General features: G+C 54.2%; 13 protein-coding genes. 7 read left to right on the top strand and 6 right to left on the bottom strand.

Annotation, left to right across the window (positions count from 1 at the left end):
• Window positions 1-83: 83 nt before the first annotated feature.
• Complete coding sequence (locus tag OGX94_RS12065; protein WP_048215773.1) at window positions 84-1,277, top strand: ROK family transcriptional regulator; 1,194 nt, start codon at window positions 84-86, stop codon at window positions 1,275-1,277.
• Between the two features lie 3 nt (window positions 1,278-1,280).
• Here the strand turns inward: OGX94_RS12065 and hcaR are convergent, their stop codons facing one another.
• The gene (gene hcaR, locus OGX94_RS12060; protein ID WP_257661753.1) at window positions 1,281-2,174 is read right to left on the bottom strand and encodes a DNA-binding transcriptional regulator HcaR; all 894 of its coding nucleotides are present in this window, start codon (window positions 2,172-2,174) and stop codon (window positions 1,281-1,283) included.
• Window positions 2,175-2,309: 135 nt separating this feature from the next.
• On the opposite strand from hcaR, the gene hcaE reads away from it, so the two are divergent.
• From hcaE to hcaD, 5 genes are read left to right on the top strand one after another with little or no spacing between them, the layout of a single operon-like run.
• A complete protein-coding gene (hcaE, locus tag OGX94_RS12055; protein WP_063941929.1) occupies window positions 2,310-3,671 on the top strand; it encodes a 3-phenylpropionate/cinnamic acid dioxygenase subunit alpha in 1,362 nt (453 codons plus the stop codon).
• Window positions 3,668-4,186 (top strand): 3-phenylpropionate/cinnamic acid dioxygenase subunit beta, encoded by a 519-nt coding sequence (gene hcaF, locus OGX94_RS12050; RefSeq protein ID WP_032944241.1) that lies wholly within the window; start codon window positions 3,668-3,670, stop codon window positions 4,184-4,186. Before hcaE ends, hcaF begins: the two co-directional genes overlap by 4 nt.
• The gene (hcaC, locus tag OGX94_RS12045) at window positions 4,186-4,506 is read left to right on the top strand and encodes a 3-phenylpropionate/cinnamic acid dioxygenase ferredoxin subunit (protein ID WP_257661752.1); all 321 of its coding nucleotides are present in this window, start codon (window positions 4,186-4,188) and stop codon (window positions 4,504-4,506) included. Before hcaF ends, hcaC begins: the two co-directional genes overlap by 1 nt.
• Window positions 4,503-5,315: a 3-phenylpropionate-dihydrodiol/cinnamic acid-dihydrodiol dehydrogenase gene (gene hcaB / locus OGX94_RS12040; RefSeq protein WP_257661751.1), complete on the top strand. Its 813-nt coding sequence runs from the start codon at window positions 4,503-4,505 to the stop codon at window positions 5,313-5,315. Before hcaC ends, hcaB begins: the two co-directional genes overlap by 4 nt.
• A gap of 9 nt (window positions 5,316-5,324) precedes the next feature.
• Window positions 5,325-6,527, top strand: coding sequence for a phenylpropionate dioxygenase ferredoxin reductase subunit (hcaD, locus tag OGX94_RS12035; protein WP_257661750.1), 1,203 nt, complete (start codon window positions 5,325-5,327; stop codon window positions 6,525-6,527).
• A 92-nt stretch (window positions 6,528-6,619) separates the two neighbouring features.
• On the opposite strand, the gene glyA is transcribed toward hcaD, so the two are convergent.
• Window positions 6,620-7,873, bottom strand: coding sequence for a serine hydroxymethyltransferase (gene glyA / locus OGX94_RS12030; RefSeq protein ID WP_003835277.1), 1,254 nt, complete (start codon window positions 7,871-7,873; stop codon window positions 6,620-6,622).
• 325 nt (window positions 7,874-8,198) lie between these two features.
• Between glyA and hmpA the strand changes: the two genes are divergently transcribed.
• Window positions 8,199-9,389 (top strand): NO-inducible flavohemoprotein, encoded by a 1,191-nt coding sequence (gene hmpA / locus OGX94_RS12025; RefSeq protein ID WP_257661749.1) that lies wholly within the window; start codon window positions 8,199-8,201, stop codon window positions 9,387-9,389.
• Window positions 9,390-9,490: 101 nt separating this feature from the next.
• Here hmpA and glnB read toward each other — a convergent pair whose 3' ends face one another.
• The 4 genes from glnB to qseE are packed head-to-tail and all read right to left on the bottom strand — an operon-like array spanning window position 9,491 to window position 13,420.
• Window positions 9,491-9,829, bottom strand: a complete 339-nt coding sequence (gene glnB, locus OGX94_RS12020; protein WP_002914032.1) for a nitrogen regulatory protein P-II — start codon at window positions 9,827-9,829, stop codon at window positions 9,491-9,493.
• Window positions 9,830-9,889: 60 nt separating this feature from the next.
• Complete coding sequence (gene glrR / locus OGX94_RS12015) at window positions 9,890-11,224, bottom strand: two-component system response regulator GlrR (RefSeq protein WP_304502732.1); 1,335 nt, start codon at window positions 11,222-11,224, stop codon at window positions 9,890-9,892.
• Window positions 11,224-11,967 (bottom strand): two-component system QseEF-associated lipoprotein QseG, encoded by a 744-nt coding sequence (gene qseG / locus OGX94_RS12010; RefSeq protein ID WP_003835304.1) that lies wholly within the window; start codon window positions 11,965-11,967, stop codon window positions 11,224-11,226. Before qseG ends, glrR begins: the two co-directional genes overlap by 1 nt.
• Before the next feature lie 22 nt (window positions 11,968-11,989).
• The gene (gene qseE, locus OGX94_RS12005; protein WP_125112766.1) at window positions 11,990-13,420 is read right to left on the bottom strand and encodes a two component system sensor histidine kinase QseE/GlrK; all 1,431 of its coding nucleotides are present in this window, start codon (window positions 13,418-13,420) and stop codon (window positions 11,990-11,992) included.
• Window positions 13,421-13,642 lie beyond the last annotated feature (222 nt).

Raw genomic sequence — 13,642 nt, 5'->3', positions numbered from 1 at the left:
ATTCAACTTGATGCTATTCTGCGGCAGTTAGGTGGCGTTAAAATGCGCAATGCTCACGCAATATAGTTAAGGGAGTTAAGTGAATGCAGCGTTCGGGGTTCAACAACGTCAGGGTCCGTCAGGCGAATAAACAGATCTTTTTGTCTCACCTGTGGCGGGAAAAACAGCTCAGCAAGTCACAGCTGGCGCAGCTCACCAGCCTGTCGATCCCGGCGGTCAGCAATATCCTCGAAGAACTGATGGATGAAGGGAGAATCAGCCATTCGCGAGAAACCTTAAGCCAGCGCGGTTTGAGCAGCGGCAGCTATCATTTGCCAGAAAAAGGCGCCTGGACGCTGTGCATCAACGTCACCCCCACCAGCATCACCAGTCAACTGGCGGACGCGCGACTGGTGGCTGTAGGCGACTGGCAGCATGAAGTCATCAACCCCGAATCGCCAAAAGCGCTGCTGTCAGCCCTGGCGGCACACTGGCGGGAGTATCGTCGGGAATTTCCCGATGTGACGATTAATCTGGCGCTTGGCGTTCATGGTCAAGTTGATCCGATAACCGGTGCATCAAAAACCATGCCCCAGGCCCCGTGGAAAACTCCGGTGGAAATAAAATATCTGCTGGAGGAGAAGCTCGGCGTGCAGGTCCGGCTGGACAATGACTGCGTGATGCTGGCGCTGGCGGAAAAATGGCAAAACCCGGCGGCAAACGGTGATTTCTGCGTGATTAACGTTGATTACGGTATTGGCTCATCGTTTGTGATTAACGATAACATCTGGCGCGGTAGCCTGTATGGCAGCGGTCAGATTGGGCATACCATCATTCATCCCGATGGTGTCGCCTGTGACTGTGGTCGCTATGGCTGTCTGGAAACCGTAGCGTCATTAAGCGCATTGAAAAAGCAGGCCCGGGTGTGGATGAAATCGCAGCCGACATCCCTTTACGATCCGGAAACGCTCACCACTGACCAGCTAATTGCGGCCTGGCAGCACGGAGATGTCCGCATTCAGGCCTGGGCCGAAAATGCCGCCAGCGCCATCGGGCTGAGTCTTTATAACTTTCTGAATATACTGAATATTAACCAAATATGGTTGTATGGGCGTAGCTGCGCATTTGGCGACAGCTGGCTCAATACGCTGGTGCAGCAAACTGGGTTTAACCCATTCGATCACGGCGATAACCCGCGAGCCAGAGCCACGCAGATAAGCTTCGGTAAGCTTAATCGCACCCAGCAACTTATGGGCATTGGCTATCTGTATGTCGAGTCACAGCTTAGCGAGTTATAGCCATTACTCCGTCAGGCTCACCGCTAAACGTTCATGTACCGTGGCGATAAAATCGGTCAACGCCGGTTTGATTGGCCCTTTTTTCCACGCCATCAACAGCGCAATGGTCGGAACATCGCCAACAATAGGACGGAAAACCACCTGTCCGGTATTAAAATTATTCATATAACCGGGTATCAAAGTCACCCCCAGCCCCATGCCGACCAGGTTCATGGTCACCAGAATGTTGGTTGCCACCTGCACAATGTTGGGCTGGCTTTTTTGTCGCTGAAACCAGTTTTTGACAATCATCGCTAACGCGCCGGAGTAGGCCGGATCGGTACTGACAAAATTCACGCCGTGTAGTTGTTCTGCGGAGATTGCTTGCTCATTAGCTAACGGATGATTCACCGGTAAAACCACTACTAACGGCTCATGAATCAGCTCCAGATAATCGAGATCCGGGCTGTACACCGGGTGGCGCATTAAGCCCACATCCAGCTCTCCACTCAGGATCTTCTCTTCCTGTTCAGTGGTGATCAGACTCACCAGCTCAATGTGCGTATCAGGCTGTTTTAAACGAAACAAAGGCAGCACCTTCGGCAGCAGATTTACCTCTGCGGAAGGGACAAAACCGATGGCGAAATGATTATCTTCCTGCACCGTTTTACGGGCACGAACTTTGGCGTTTTCCGCCTGTTCGAGGATCGCCAGCGCATCTTGTAAAAAGCACTCTCCCGCCGCCGTCAGCGCAACTTTTCGTTTATCCCGCACCAACAATGGAACGCCCACGCACGTTTCCAGATCGCGGATCTGGCTGCTTAACGACGGCTGAGAGGTATGCAGCTTTTCTGCCGCTCGGGTGAAATTCAGCGCCTGCGCCACCGCTACGAAATAGCGTAAGTGCCTCAGTTCCATGCCCTTCTCCTTGTTATCGAAAAAATGTCTCAACTGGTAGAAATTTACTATTTCACAGATTGATAACTAACCAGCAACATCCTTAAGGTACAAAAAAAGAAGGTCAATACATCTTAGCTTTCAGGATTAAAAAATATGACCACACCCTCAAATTTAGACATCTACCAACTGATCGACACGCAAAACGGTCGCGTTACCCCACGAATTTATACCGACCCTGAAATTTACCAACTGGAGCTGGAACGCATCTTCGGACGCTGCTGGTTATTTCTCGCCCACGAAAGCCAAATCCCCAAACCCGGTGATTTTTTTAACACCTACATGGGCGAGGATGCAGTTGTGGTGGTTCGCCAGAAAGACGGCAGCATCAAAGCGTTTCTCAACCAGTGTCGCCACCGCGCAATGCGCGTCAGCTACGCCGACTGCGGTAATACCCGCGCCTTCACCTGCCCGTATCACGGCTGGTCGTACGGCATTAACGGCGAGCTGATCGACGTCCCGCTGGAACCGCGCGCCTACCCGCAAGGGCTGTGCAAATCGCACTGGGGGCTGAACGAAGTTCCTGGCGTAGAGAGCTACAAGGGACTGATTTTCGGCAACTGGGATACCTCCGCGCCTGCGCTGCGCGATTATCTCGGCGACATCGCCTGGTATCTCGACGGTGTGCTGGATCGTCGTGAAGGCGGCACCGAAATCGTCGGTGGCGTACAAAAGTGGACCATCGATTGTAACTGGAAATTCCCCGCCGAACAGTTTGCCAGCGACCAGTATCACGCGCTGTTCAGCCATGCCTCGGCCGTGCAGGTGCTGGGGGCAAAAGACGACGGCAGCGATAAACGCCTGGGCGACGGACAAACCGCCCGCCCGGTGTGGGAAACCGCCAAAGACGCACTACAGTTCGGTCAGGATGGGCACGGTAGCGGATTTTTCTTTACCGAAAATCCTGATGCCAATGTCTGGGTCGACGGCGAAGTCTCCAGCTACTACCGTGACACCTACGCGGAAGCCGAGCAGCGTCTGGGTAAAGTTCGCGCCCTGCGTCTGGCCGGTCACAACAACATTTTCCCAACGCTTTCCTGGCTCAACGGTACTGCCACCTTAAGGGTCTGGCATCCGCGCGGGCCGGATCAAGTTGAAGTGTGGGCATTCTGTATTACCGATAAAGCCGCCTCTGATGAAGTGAAAGCCGCGTTTGAAAACAGCGCAACGCGGGCTTTTGGCCCCGCCGGATTCCTGGAGCAGGACGACTCGGAAAACTGGTGTGAAATACAAAAACTGTTGAAGGGTCATCGCGCACGCAACACCAGGTTGTGTCTGGAAATGGGGCTTGGCCAGGAGAAACGTCGTGAAGACGGCATTCCGGGGATCACCAACTACATCTTTTCGGAAACCGCCGCGCGCGGCATGTATCAGCGCTGGGCCGATTTGCTCAGCAGCGAAAGCTGGCAGGAAGTGCAGGAGAAAACCGCAGCTTACCAGCAGGAGGTGATGAAATGAGCACCTTAGTTTCTCAGGAACTACACCACCGCATTACACAGTTTCTCTACCATGAAGCCAGCCTGCTGGATGACTGGAAGTTTCGTGACTGGCTGGCACAACTGGATGAAGACATTCGCTACACCATGCGTACGACGGTCAATGCCCAGACGCGCGATCGTCGCAAAGGCGTGCAGCCGCCGACCACCTGGATTTTCAACGACAACAAAGACCAGCTCGAACGTCGTATCGCGCGTCTGGAAACCGGCATGGCCTGGGCGGAAGAGCCACCGTCGCGTACCCGGCACCTGATCAGCAACTGCCAGGTCAGTGAAACTGGAGTTCCCGACGTCTTTGCCGTGCGCCTTAATTATCTGCTGTATCGCGCGCAAAAAGAGCGCGATGAAACCTTTTACGTCGGCATGCGCATAGACAAAGTGCGCCGTTTGCCGGGCGATGAGTGGCGCTTACTGGAGCGTGAGATCGTGCTGGATCAAGCAGTGATCACCTCCCATAACCTGAGTGTACTGTTCTGATGAGTCGTGTTTATGCCTGCCCCGTAGGGGATTTGCCGGAGGGTGAAGCGCTCCGGCTTGATACTTCGCCCGTCATCGCGCTGTTCAACGTTGGCGGCGAGTTCTATGCCATTAACGATCGCTGTAGCCACGGTAACGCCTCGATGTCGGAAGGCTATCTGGAAGACGACGCTACGGTGGAATGCCCGCTGCATGCCGCCAGTTTTTGCCTGAGAACCGGCAAGGCGTTGTGCTTACCCGCCACCGACGCGCTCACCACCTACGCGGTATATGTGGACGGTAGCGATGTGTTTGTTGATATTCCAGAGGACGCAAGATGAGCGATTTACGCGATAACGTGGTATTTATCACCGGCGGCGGCTCCGGTCTTGGCCTGGCGCTGGTCGAGCGTTTCATCGAAGAAGGTGCGCGGGTCGCCACGCTGGAGCTGTCGCCAGCTAAAGTTGCCAGCCTGCGTCAGCACTTTGGCGAACATGTGCTGGCAATCGAAGGCAACGTCACCTGCTACGCCGACTATCAGCGCGCGGTAGATCAAATCCTGACGCATTACGGTACGCTGGACTGTTTTATCGGAAATGCGGGGATATGGGATCACAACGCCTCGTTGGTCAATACGCCTGCGGATGCGCTGGAGAGCGGCTTTCATGAGCTGTTTAACGTCAACGTGCTGGGCTATCTGCTGGGCGCAAAAGCCTGTGCCCCTGCACTTATCGCCAGCGAAGGCAGCATCATCTTTACCCTGTCCAATGCGTCGTGGTATCCCGGCGGCGGCGGCCCGCTGTATACCGCCAGCAAACATGCGGCTACCGGGCTGATTCGCCAGCTGGCATACGAGCTGGCACCAAAGGTTCGTGTTAACGGTGTCGGTCCATGCGGTATGGCGACAGATCTACGCGGCCCGCAGGCGCTGGGACAAAACGATACATCGATTATGCAGTCGCTGACGCCGGAAAAAATCGCCGCTATTTTGCCACTACAGTTTTTCCCGGAGCCGGCGGATTTTACCGGCCCGTATGTGATGCTGGCGTCAAAGCGTAACAACCGCACATTGAGCGGCGTGATGATCAATGCCGACGCCGGTCTGGGTATTCGAGGTATTCGTCACGTCACCGCCGGACTGGATCTCTGAGGAGGCGTTATGAACCCAAAAACTATCGCTATCGTCGGCGGCGGTCAGTCGGCGGCTATGGCTGCCGCTGCACTGCGCCAACAAGGATTTGACGGCGAATTACACCTGTTTTCCGATGAGCAACATCTGCCCTATGAACGCCCACCGCTCTCCAAAGCGATGCTACTGGACGACAATCCGCAACTTCAGCCGATACTCCCCGCTGACTGGTGGCGGGAACACAACGTACAGCTGCATCTGGGGGTTACTGTGCGGACGCTCGGCCGCCAAACGCATCAGTTGGTGCTGGCTAATGAGCAGAGTTATCCATGGGATCGGCTACTGATTGCGACGGGCGCTGCGGCACGCCCCCTTCCGCAACTGGATAAGCTGGGCGATCGTTGCTTCACCCTGCGCCACGCGGGCGATGCCGAGCGCCTGCGCGACAATTTATTGCCGGGCAAGTCGATTGTCATTGTCGGTGCGGGCACCATTGGTCTGGAACTGGCGGCCAGCGCGACTCAACGTGGCTGTCAGGTGACGGTAGTGGAGCTGGCGCCAACGGTCATGGGCCGCAACGCGCCTGCTCCGGTGCGCGACTATCTGCTAGCCCGCCACCAACTTGCGGGCGTGCGAGTACTGCTTAACAGCACTATTGAGCATGTCGAAGCAGGAGAGTGTCTCTCACTCACGCTACAAAACGGCGAAACTCTCACCGCTGATGCGGTGATCTATGGCATCGGTATCGTGGCGAACGATATGCTGGCTCGCGAAGCGGGGCTGGAGACGGCGAACGGCATTATCGTTGATACCGCCTGCACCACCTCCGATCCCGCGATTTTCGCCGCCGGTGACGTAGCGATAACGCGCCAGGCTGACGGTTCGTTATTACGCGTCGAAAGCTGGGAAAACGCCAATTTTCAGGCACAGGTTGCCGCCGCCGCGATGCTCAATCAACCGCAGCCAGCAGCAACGCCGGGCTGGTTCTGGACCGATCAATATCGCGATAATTTGCAGTTTATTGGCGAAATGCAGGGAGACAGCTGGCTCATACGCGGCAATTCAGATGCGCAGAGAGCAATATGGTTTAACCTACAGGATGACGTGATTGTCGGCGCAGTAACGTTGAATCAGGGCCGAGAAATACGTTTATTGAGAAAATGGATTCAGGCAAAGAAAAAGCCGCCAGTGGCGGCTTTAATCGATGAAACAATCTTGCTTAAGTCAATATAACTGCCGGATGGCACTTCGTTTATCTGGCCTACATGTGAGTTACCTGTAGGCCGGATAAGATGTTTACACCACCATCTGGCAATCCGTATTACTTACGCGTAAACCGGGAAACGTGCACAGATATCGAGCACTTTACCTTTGACGCGCTCGATAACAGCTTCGTCATTGATGTTGTCCAGAACGTCACACATCCAGCCAGCCAGCTCTTTCACTTCAGCTTCTTTAAAGCCACGGCGAGTCACAGCCGGAGAACCGATACGGATACCGGAAGTCACAAACGGGCTCTTCGGATCGTTCGGTACGCTGTTTTTGTTAACGGTGATGTTAGCACGGCCCAGCGCGGCGTCAGCTTCTTTACCGGTCAGGTTTTTATCAACCAGATCCAGCAGGAACAGGTGGTTTTCAGTACCGCCAGAAACCACTTTGTAGCCACGGTTCAGGAACACTTCCACCATCGCTTTGGCGTTTTTGGCAACCTGCTGTTGGTAAACCTTGAACTCAGGCTCCATCGCTTCTTTCAGCGCCACAGCTTTCGCCGCGATCACGTGCATCAGTGGGCCGCCCTGCGCGCTTGGGAACACAGCGGAGTTCAGTTTTTTGTACAGCTCTTCGTCACCGCCTTTCGCCAGGATCAGGCCACCGCGCGGACCCGCCAGGGTTTTGTGGGTAGTGGTGGTCACAACGTGTGCGTGTGGAACCGGGTTCGGATAAACGCCCGCGGCAATCAGACCCGCAACGTGCGCCATATCGACGAACAGGTATGCACCGATGCTGTCGGCGATTTCGCGCATTTTTGCCCAGTCAACAACGCCGGAGTAAGCAGAGAAGCCACCGATGATCATCTTCGGTTTGTGCTCTTTGGCCTGCTTCGCCATGTCTTCGTAGTCAATTTTGCCGGACTCATCAATACCGTAAGGGATGATGTTGTACAGTTTGCCGGAGAAGTTAACCGGGGAGCCGTGAGTCAGGTGGCCGCCTTGTGCCAGGTTCATACCCAGAACGGTATCGCCCGGTTGCAGCAGAGCGGTATAAACAGCGAAGTTAGCCTGAGAACCAGAGTGCGGCTGTACGTTGGCGTAGTCAGCGCCAAACAGCTCTTTTGCACGATCGATAGCCAGTTGCTCAACGATATCAACGTACTCGCAACCGCCGTAGTAGCGCTTGCCCGGATAACCTTCAGCGTATTTGTTGGTCAGCTGAGAACCCTGCGCCTGCATAACACGCGGGCTGGTGTAGTTTTCGGAGGCGATCAGTTCGATGTGCTCTTCCTGACGTACTTTTTCCTGCTCCATAGCCTGCCACAGTTCGGCATCATAATCGGCAATGTTCATTTCACGCTTTAACATCCGCATCTCCTGACTCAGCTAACAATAGAATTTCGGCCTAAAAAGGCAGTCCCTAGGACTTCGGCCAACAGTATAACCGAATCATTCTTCGATAACAGGTCTTGACAAAGGATTTTACGCAAACGATTACCTTCGCGGTACGCAAGGCTTTGGAGAACAAAGGTCTGCTGAATTTCAACGGATTTCTTTTCAGGTTTGTGATGCAGATTTTTCACGATGTAACCTTTACAACGCAAAGTTACAAAGAACCATTTACAATGCAGGGGTATTTTTTATAAGATGTATTTGACATACATCATTAAAGTCTCAGATAAAGGAAGACCGTATGCTTGACGCACAAACCATCGCTACAGTGAAAGCCACCATTCCCCTGCTGGTTGAAACAGGCCCGAAGCTGACCGCCCATTTCTACGACCGCATGTTTACGCATAACCCAGAGCTGAAAGAAATCTTCAACATGAGTAATCAGCGTAATGGCGATCAGCGTGAAGCGCTGTTTAATGCTATTGCCGCGTATGCCAGCAATATCGAAAATCTGGCGGCACTGTTGCCGGCTGTTGAGAAAATCGCACAGAAGCATACCAGCTTCCAGATTAAACCCGAGCAGTACAACATCGTGGGTGGCCATTTACTGGCAACGCTGGACGAAATGTTCAGCCCAGGCCAGGAAGTTCTGGATGCGTGGGGCAAAGCATACGGCGTGCTGGCGAACGTTTTCATCAACCGTGAAGCGCAGATTTACAGCGAAAATGCCAATAAAAATGGCGGCTGGGAAGGTACCCGTCCTTTCCGCATCGTGGCAAAAACCCCACTCAGTGCACTTATCACCAGCTTTGAATTTGAACCTGTCGATGGTGGCGCAGTGGCTGAATATCATCCGGGGCAATACCTGGGCGTCTGGTTAAAGCCGGAAGGTTTCCCGCATCAGGAAATTCGTCAGTACTCACTGACCCGTAAACCCGATGGCAAAGGCTACCGTATTGCGGTTAAGCGTGAAGACGGTGGTCAGGTTTCAACCTGGCTGCACAACCATGCGAATGTTGGCGACGTTGTTCACCTGGCCGCACCTGCGGGCGATTTCTTTATGGACGTCGCGACCGACACCCCGGTATCTCTGATCTCCGCGGGCGTGGGACAAACCCCAATGCTGGCGATGCTGGATACGCTGGCAAAAGCGAAGCATACGGCGCAGGTTAACTGGTTCCACGCGGCAGAAAATGGTGACGTGCATGCCTTCGCTGATGAAGTCAATGAACTCGGCAAAACGCTGCCACGCTTTAGCGCACACACCTGGTATCGTGAGCCAACCGAAGTCGATCGCGCGAAAGGTGCGTTTGATAGCGTAGGTCTGATGGATTTGAACAAACTGGAAAGCGCAATTAGCGATCCGGCGATGCAGTTTTATCTGTGCGGTCCGGTTGGTTTCATGCAGTTCGCCGCGAAGCAGCTGGTCGGGCTGGGCGTGAAAAACGAGAACATTCATTACGAATGCTTCGGTCCGCACAAAGTCTTGTAATGTGTTACGCGAGTAGGCCGGATAAGGCGTTTACGCCGCCATCCGGCAATCACTCGACCTGATGCGCTACGTTTATCAGGCCTACAAATTAACGGCGCGGCTTAGATTGCCGCGTCGTCTTCTTCACCGGTACGAATACGAATAACGCGTGCCACGTCGAAGACAAAAATCTTACCGTCGCCGATCTTGCCGGTCTGGGCAGTACGGATAATGGTGTCGACGCAGGTATCGACGATGTCGTCGGTAACCACAATTTCAATTTTAACCTTCGGCAGAAAATCCACCATATATTCCGCACCACGGTACAGCTCGGTATGGCCTTTCTGACGGCCAAACCCTTTCACTTCTGTCACAGTCATACCGGTAATGCCGACTTCTGCCAGCGCTTCGCGGACGTCGTCCAGCTTGAAGGGTTTAATAATCGCATCAATCTTTTTCATGCTATTCCTTGAAAAGGTCGCCTGTCTTTTGATCGAATAAAGCTAACATAATCCGCAGATTTATTCTTTGAAATCGTTTGCATCCAGCTCGTGCCGAGAAAGCAATTTATAGAATTCGGTGCGGTTGCGCCCCGCCATTCTTGCTGCATGGGTCACATTGCCCTTGGTGATTTGCAGCAGCTTACGCAGATAGTTGAGCTCAAACTGGTTACGCGCCTCAACAAAGGTCGGCAGCGCGGTGTTTTCCCCTTCCAGCGCCTGCTCCACCAGCGCGTCGCTGATCACCGGCGAAGAGGTCAACGCCACGCACTGCTCAATCACGTTGACCAGCTGACGCACGTTGCCCGGCCAGCTGGCGGTCATTAACCGCTTCATGGCATCGGTTGAAAAGGCGCGTACGAACGGTTTGTGCCGTTCAGCAGACTGGCGCAGCAGATGGTTCGCCAGCAGCGGAATATCTTCCGTACGCTCGGCCAGCGCAGGGATCTTCAGGCTCACCACGTTGAGGCGATAGTACAAATCCTCGCGAAATTCACCCCGAGCCATCGCTTTGGGTAAATCGCGGTGGGTCGCAGAAACGATCCGCACATCAATGTCGATATCTCGGTTACTGCCCAACGGTCTGACTTTTCGTTCCTGCAACACGCGCAGCAGTTTCACCTGTAACGGCGCAGGCATATCGCCAATCTCATCGAGAAACAGCGTGCCGCCTTCCGCGGCCTGAAACAGCCCTTCACGATTGCTCACCGCACCGGTAAAAGCACCGCGCGCATGACCAAACAGTTCTGATTCCAGCAGTTGTTCCGGCAACGCGCCGCAGTTAATGGCAATGAAAGGTTTTTGGCTGCGCGGGCTGGCGTTGTGAATAGCCTGAGCGAAAACTTCTTTCCCGGTTCCGCTTTGGCCGTTGATCAAGACACTAACGTCCGATTGCGCCACCATCCGCGCCTGTTCCAGCAGGCGTAGCATCAGCGGGCTGCGGGTAACGATAGATTCGCGCCAGCTGTCATCGGTGGCGGGCGCAGACTGTTCCAGCGCCCCGTCAATCGCGTGATACAACGCGTCCTTGTCGACTGGCTTAGTGAGAAAACTGAACACCCCTTGCTGGGTCGCCGCAACGGCGTCCGGGATGGAGCCGTGGGCGGTCAGGATAATCACCGGCATTCCAGGCTGTACTTTCTGGATTTCAGTAAACAGCTGCATGCCATCCATTTCATCCATGCGCAGATCGCTAATAACCAGATCCACTTTTTCACGGTTCAGCACCCGTAACCCTTCCTGCCCACTTTCCGCGGTCACGACGCTGTAGCCTTCGCTGGTCAGTCGCATTCCTAGTAATTTCAACAGGCCCGGATCGTCATCCACCAGCAGCAGATGCGCGGGCTTACGGCTTATCATGGCGTAACCTCATCGGCAGACGGTGCTGCGCCTTCTTCGTTATCAGGCGTAGTGAGTTTATCGTTCCCGTGCAGCGCATCAGGATTGTAGTTACCGCCAGGTTTGCGCGTAGAAAGCTGGCGCTCAATATCGGTCAGATTCTCCAGCTTGCGGGTCGTGAGATCGAGCTGGGACTGCAAATGCTGTTGCTGTTGGCGCAGCGTATCGAGATCGCTGTCGGACGCCTGCTGGAGTTTACTGTAGCGCATACGCTCTTCGGCAAGCTGCAACTGCAACGTTTGGCTGCTGCGCCAGACTTGATACAGCGGGCGTACCTGCGGCGGAATTTGCGGGCTTAACGCATCGAGGCGCGTAACAGCCTCCCGCCTTTCAGGCGGCGTAATGTTGGCATTATCGAGCAGGATCCCACGCCTGAAAGCGCCCTGCCAGGTATCTGTCATCAGGGTGCTGGCTTCACTACGCGCCTGCACCGGCATCAGGCGATTGGCACAATCCATCGCCCGCAGCCAGTACAACGGATTGGTTTCTGTAGACTGGCCAGACAGCGACCAGATATCCGTACAGTCGGTTGCAAGGTAGTCTGCCAGTTGATTAGGCGGAATTTTCTCCTGCGAGGGATCGCCGATAATATGATTCACCGCGTTCGGGACACAACCAACCAGCGCCAGGCACGGCAGGCTTGCGAGGATGACGCGACGAAGAAAATGTCGTTTAAGCATTCGGACAACAACGTATGGCATACTCACCAGACTTAGGTTTATTTTAGTGATTTTTCGCAGCAGCTAGCGGCAGTTCTATGCGAAAACAAACGTTTTGCGCATGGTCATCAACCAGATACAGCTTGCCCCGCATACGGCGGATGCAATCTCTGGCAATGCTTAGCCCCAACCCGCTTCCTTTTACCGCCCCTTTTCGCTGATGACTCCCCTGGAAAAAAGGCTCGAAGATCATGGTCTGTTCTGCTTCTGGAATCGGTGTGCCGGTATTCATTACATCGATGTATACCGTTGAGCCATGCAAACTGCTGCGGATCCAAATGTTACCGGATTCAGCACCATAGTGCACCGCATTGGAATAAAGATTGTCCAGCACGCTCATCAACAGCATCGGTTCTGCCAGGCAGGTGTTCACCGCAAGCGCAACATCAGTATGTATCATTTTGGCGCGAGCGGGCAGGCTATGCGCAGAAACAACGCTTTCCACCAGCGGCGTGATTTCCACACTTTCAAGTTCCACCTCGTCATCAGCCAGCTTGCGGTTGTAATCAAGGAGTTGTTCAATCAGCTTTTGCAGGTTGCGGCTGCTGTCATCCAGAATACCGACCACCTCTTTTTGCTCCGCTGTTAACGGGCCAACCACCTGATCGGCCAACAATTCGGTACCTTCGCGCATGCTCGCCAGCGGTGTTTTCAGCTCATGGGAAAGATGGCGTAAAAACTGATGCCGTTGCGACTCAAGCCAGGAGAGGCGTTCGCTTAACCAGATGATACGCTGCCCCACGGATCTCAATTCCCGTGGCCCGGTAAATAATACGCTATCCCCCAGCGAGCGCCCTTCTCCCAGACAGTTGATCATCCGTTCAATGCCCTTCACCGGACCGATAATCATGCGGGTAAACAGCAAGACCATCGCCAGGCTGACGAGAAACAGCACCAGTGCCTGCCAGCCAAAAAACTGCCCACGTTCGGCTATTTCCTGCTGTAACTGCTGCCCACGAGAAAAGATCACGGTACGCGTCGCTTGCACCATCTCGGTATTGGCATTGGCGAATGCTTCCAGTCGTGCAGCCGACACACTGTCAGGACCACTGTTTTTACACTGCAACTGCGCGAGATCGTTAAGATCCTGACGCAACGCCTGGTAGAGCTTGGTATCCGGCAACACCCCCGCATGCGCATCCAGCATGTCGCTGTAGCGTTTACGCTGGCTTTGGTAGACCCTGGCCAATGTTGGGTCATCAAGCACGCAGTATTGCCGATAGCTGCGCTCCATCTCCAGCGCGACGTTGGTCATCGCCTCGCTGCGTCTGGCATCAATCAGCGTGGTGCGGTTGGTCAGCGCAGCCTGCGCGCTCAGGGCATTCAGACTTTGCCATGCCTGCCAGGCCAGAACTAACAACGGCAGCAGGATAAGCAAGAAGGCCAACGTCACCAATTGACGTAAAGATCGGGGAAAAACTGACCAGCGCTTCAAGGCGTTACTCTCAATGGACAGGAATAGATTGATGCTAACTGAGGGGAACGCCAGATACAACAAAGCCGGGATTAACCCGGCTTTGTTATGGAATAAGGCGGTGCCTAACTCGACGTTTCGCCCGGAGGTTGATATGAGCAATGCTAATATCAGATGTTGGACGGCAGGCACCTTGTTGTGCGTCATTCGAAGTTTATGTAGCACGTCCCGAAGGGGCTGACA

Source organism: Citrobacter sp. Cpo037 (genome assembly GCF_030332945.1).
Lineage (GTDB): Bacteria > Pseudomonadota > Gammaproteobacteria > Enterobacterales > Enterobacteriaceae > Citrobacter > Citrobacter portucalensis.
The sequence above is the reverse complement of the archived record's forward strand: the minus strand, read 5'-3'. Positions and strand labels throughout refer to the sequence as shown.

Coding starts and splice junctions, on each gene's coding strand:
- hcaC (WP_257661752.1), top strand. CDS start 4,186: ATGAGTCGTGTTTATGCCTGCCCCGTAGGGGATTTGCCGGAGGGTGAA.
- hcaR (WP_257661753.1), bottom strand. CDS start 2,174: ATGGAACTGAGGCACTTACGCTATTTCGTAGCGGTGGCGCAGGCGCTG.
- hcaF (WP_032944241.1), top strand. CDS start 3,668: ATGAGCACCTTAGTTTCTCAGGAACTACACCACCGCATTACACAGTTT.
- glyA (WP_003835277.1), bottom strand. CDS start 7,873: ATGTTAAAGCGTGAAATGAACATTGCCGATTATGATGCCGAACTGTGG.
- OGX94_RS12065 (WP_048215773.1), top strand. CDS start 84: ATGCAGCGTTCGGGGTTCAACAACGTCAGGGTCCGTCAGGCGAATAAA.
- hcaB (WP_257661751.1), top strand. CDS start 4,503: ATGAGCGATTTACGCGATAACGTGGTATTTATCACCGGCGGCGGCTCC.
- glnB (WP_002914032.1), bottom strand. CDS start 9,829: ATGAAAAAGATTGATGCGATTATTAAACCCTTCAAGCTGGACGACGTC.
- hmpA (WP_257661749.1), top strand. CDS start 8,199: ATGCTTGACGCACAAACCATCGCTACAGTGAAAGCCACCATTCCCCTG.
- hcaD (WP_257661750.1), top strand. CDS start 5,325: ATGAACCCAAAAACTATCGCTATCGTCGGCGGCGGTCAGTCGGCGGCT.
- hcaE (WP_063941929.1), top strand. CDS start 2,310: ATGACCACACCCTCAAATTTAGACATCTACCAACTGATCGACACGCAA.
- qseG (WP_003835304.1), bottom strand. CDS start 11,967: ATGCCATACGTTGTTGTCCGAATGCTTAAACGACATTTTCTTCGTCGC.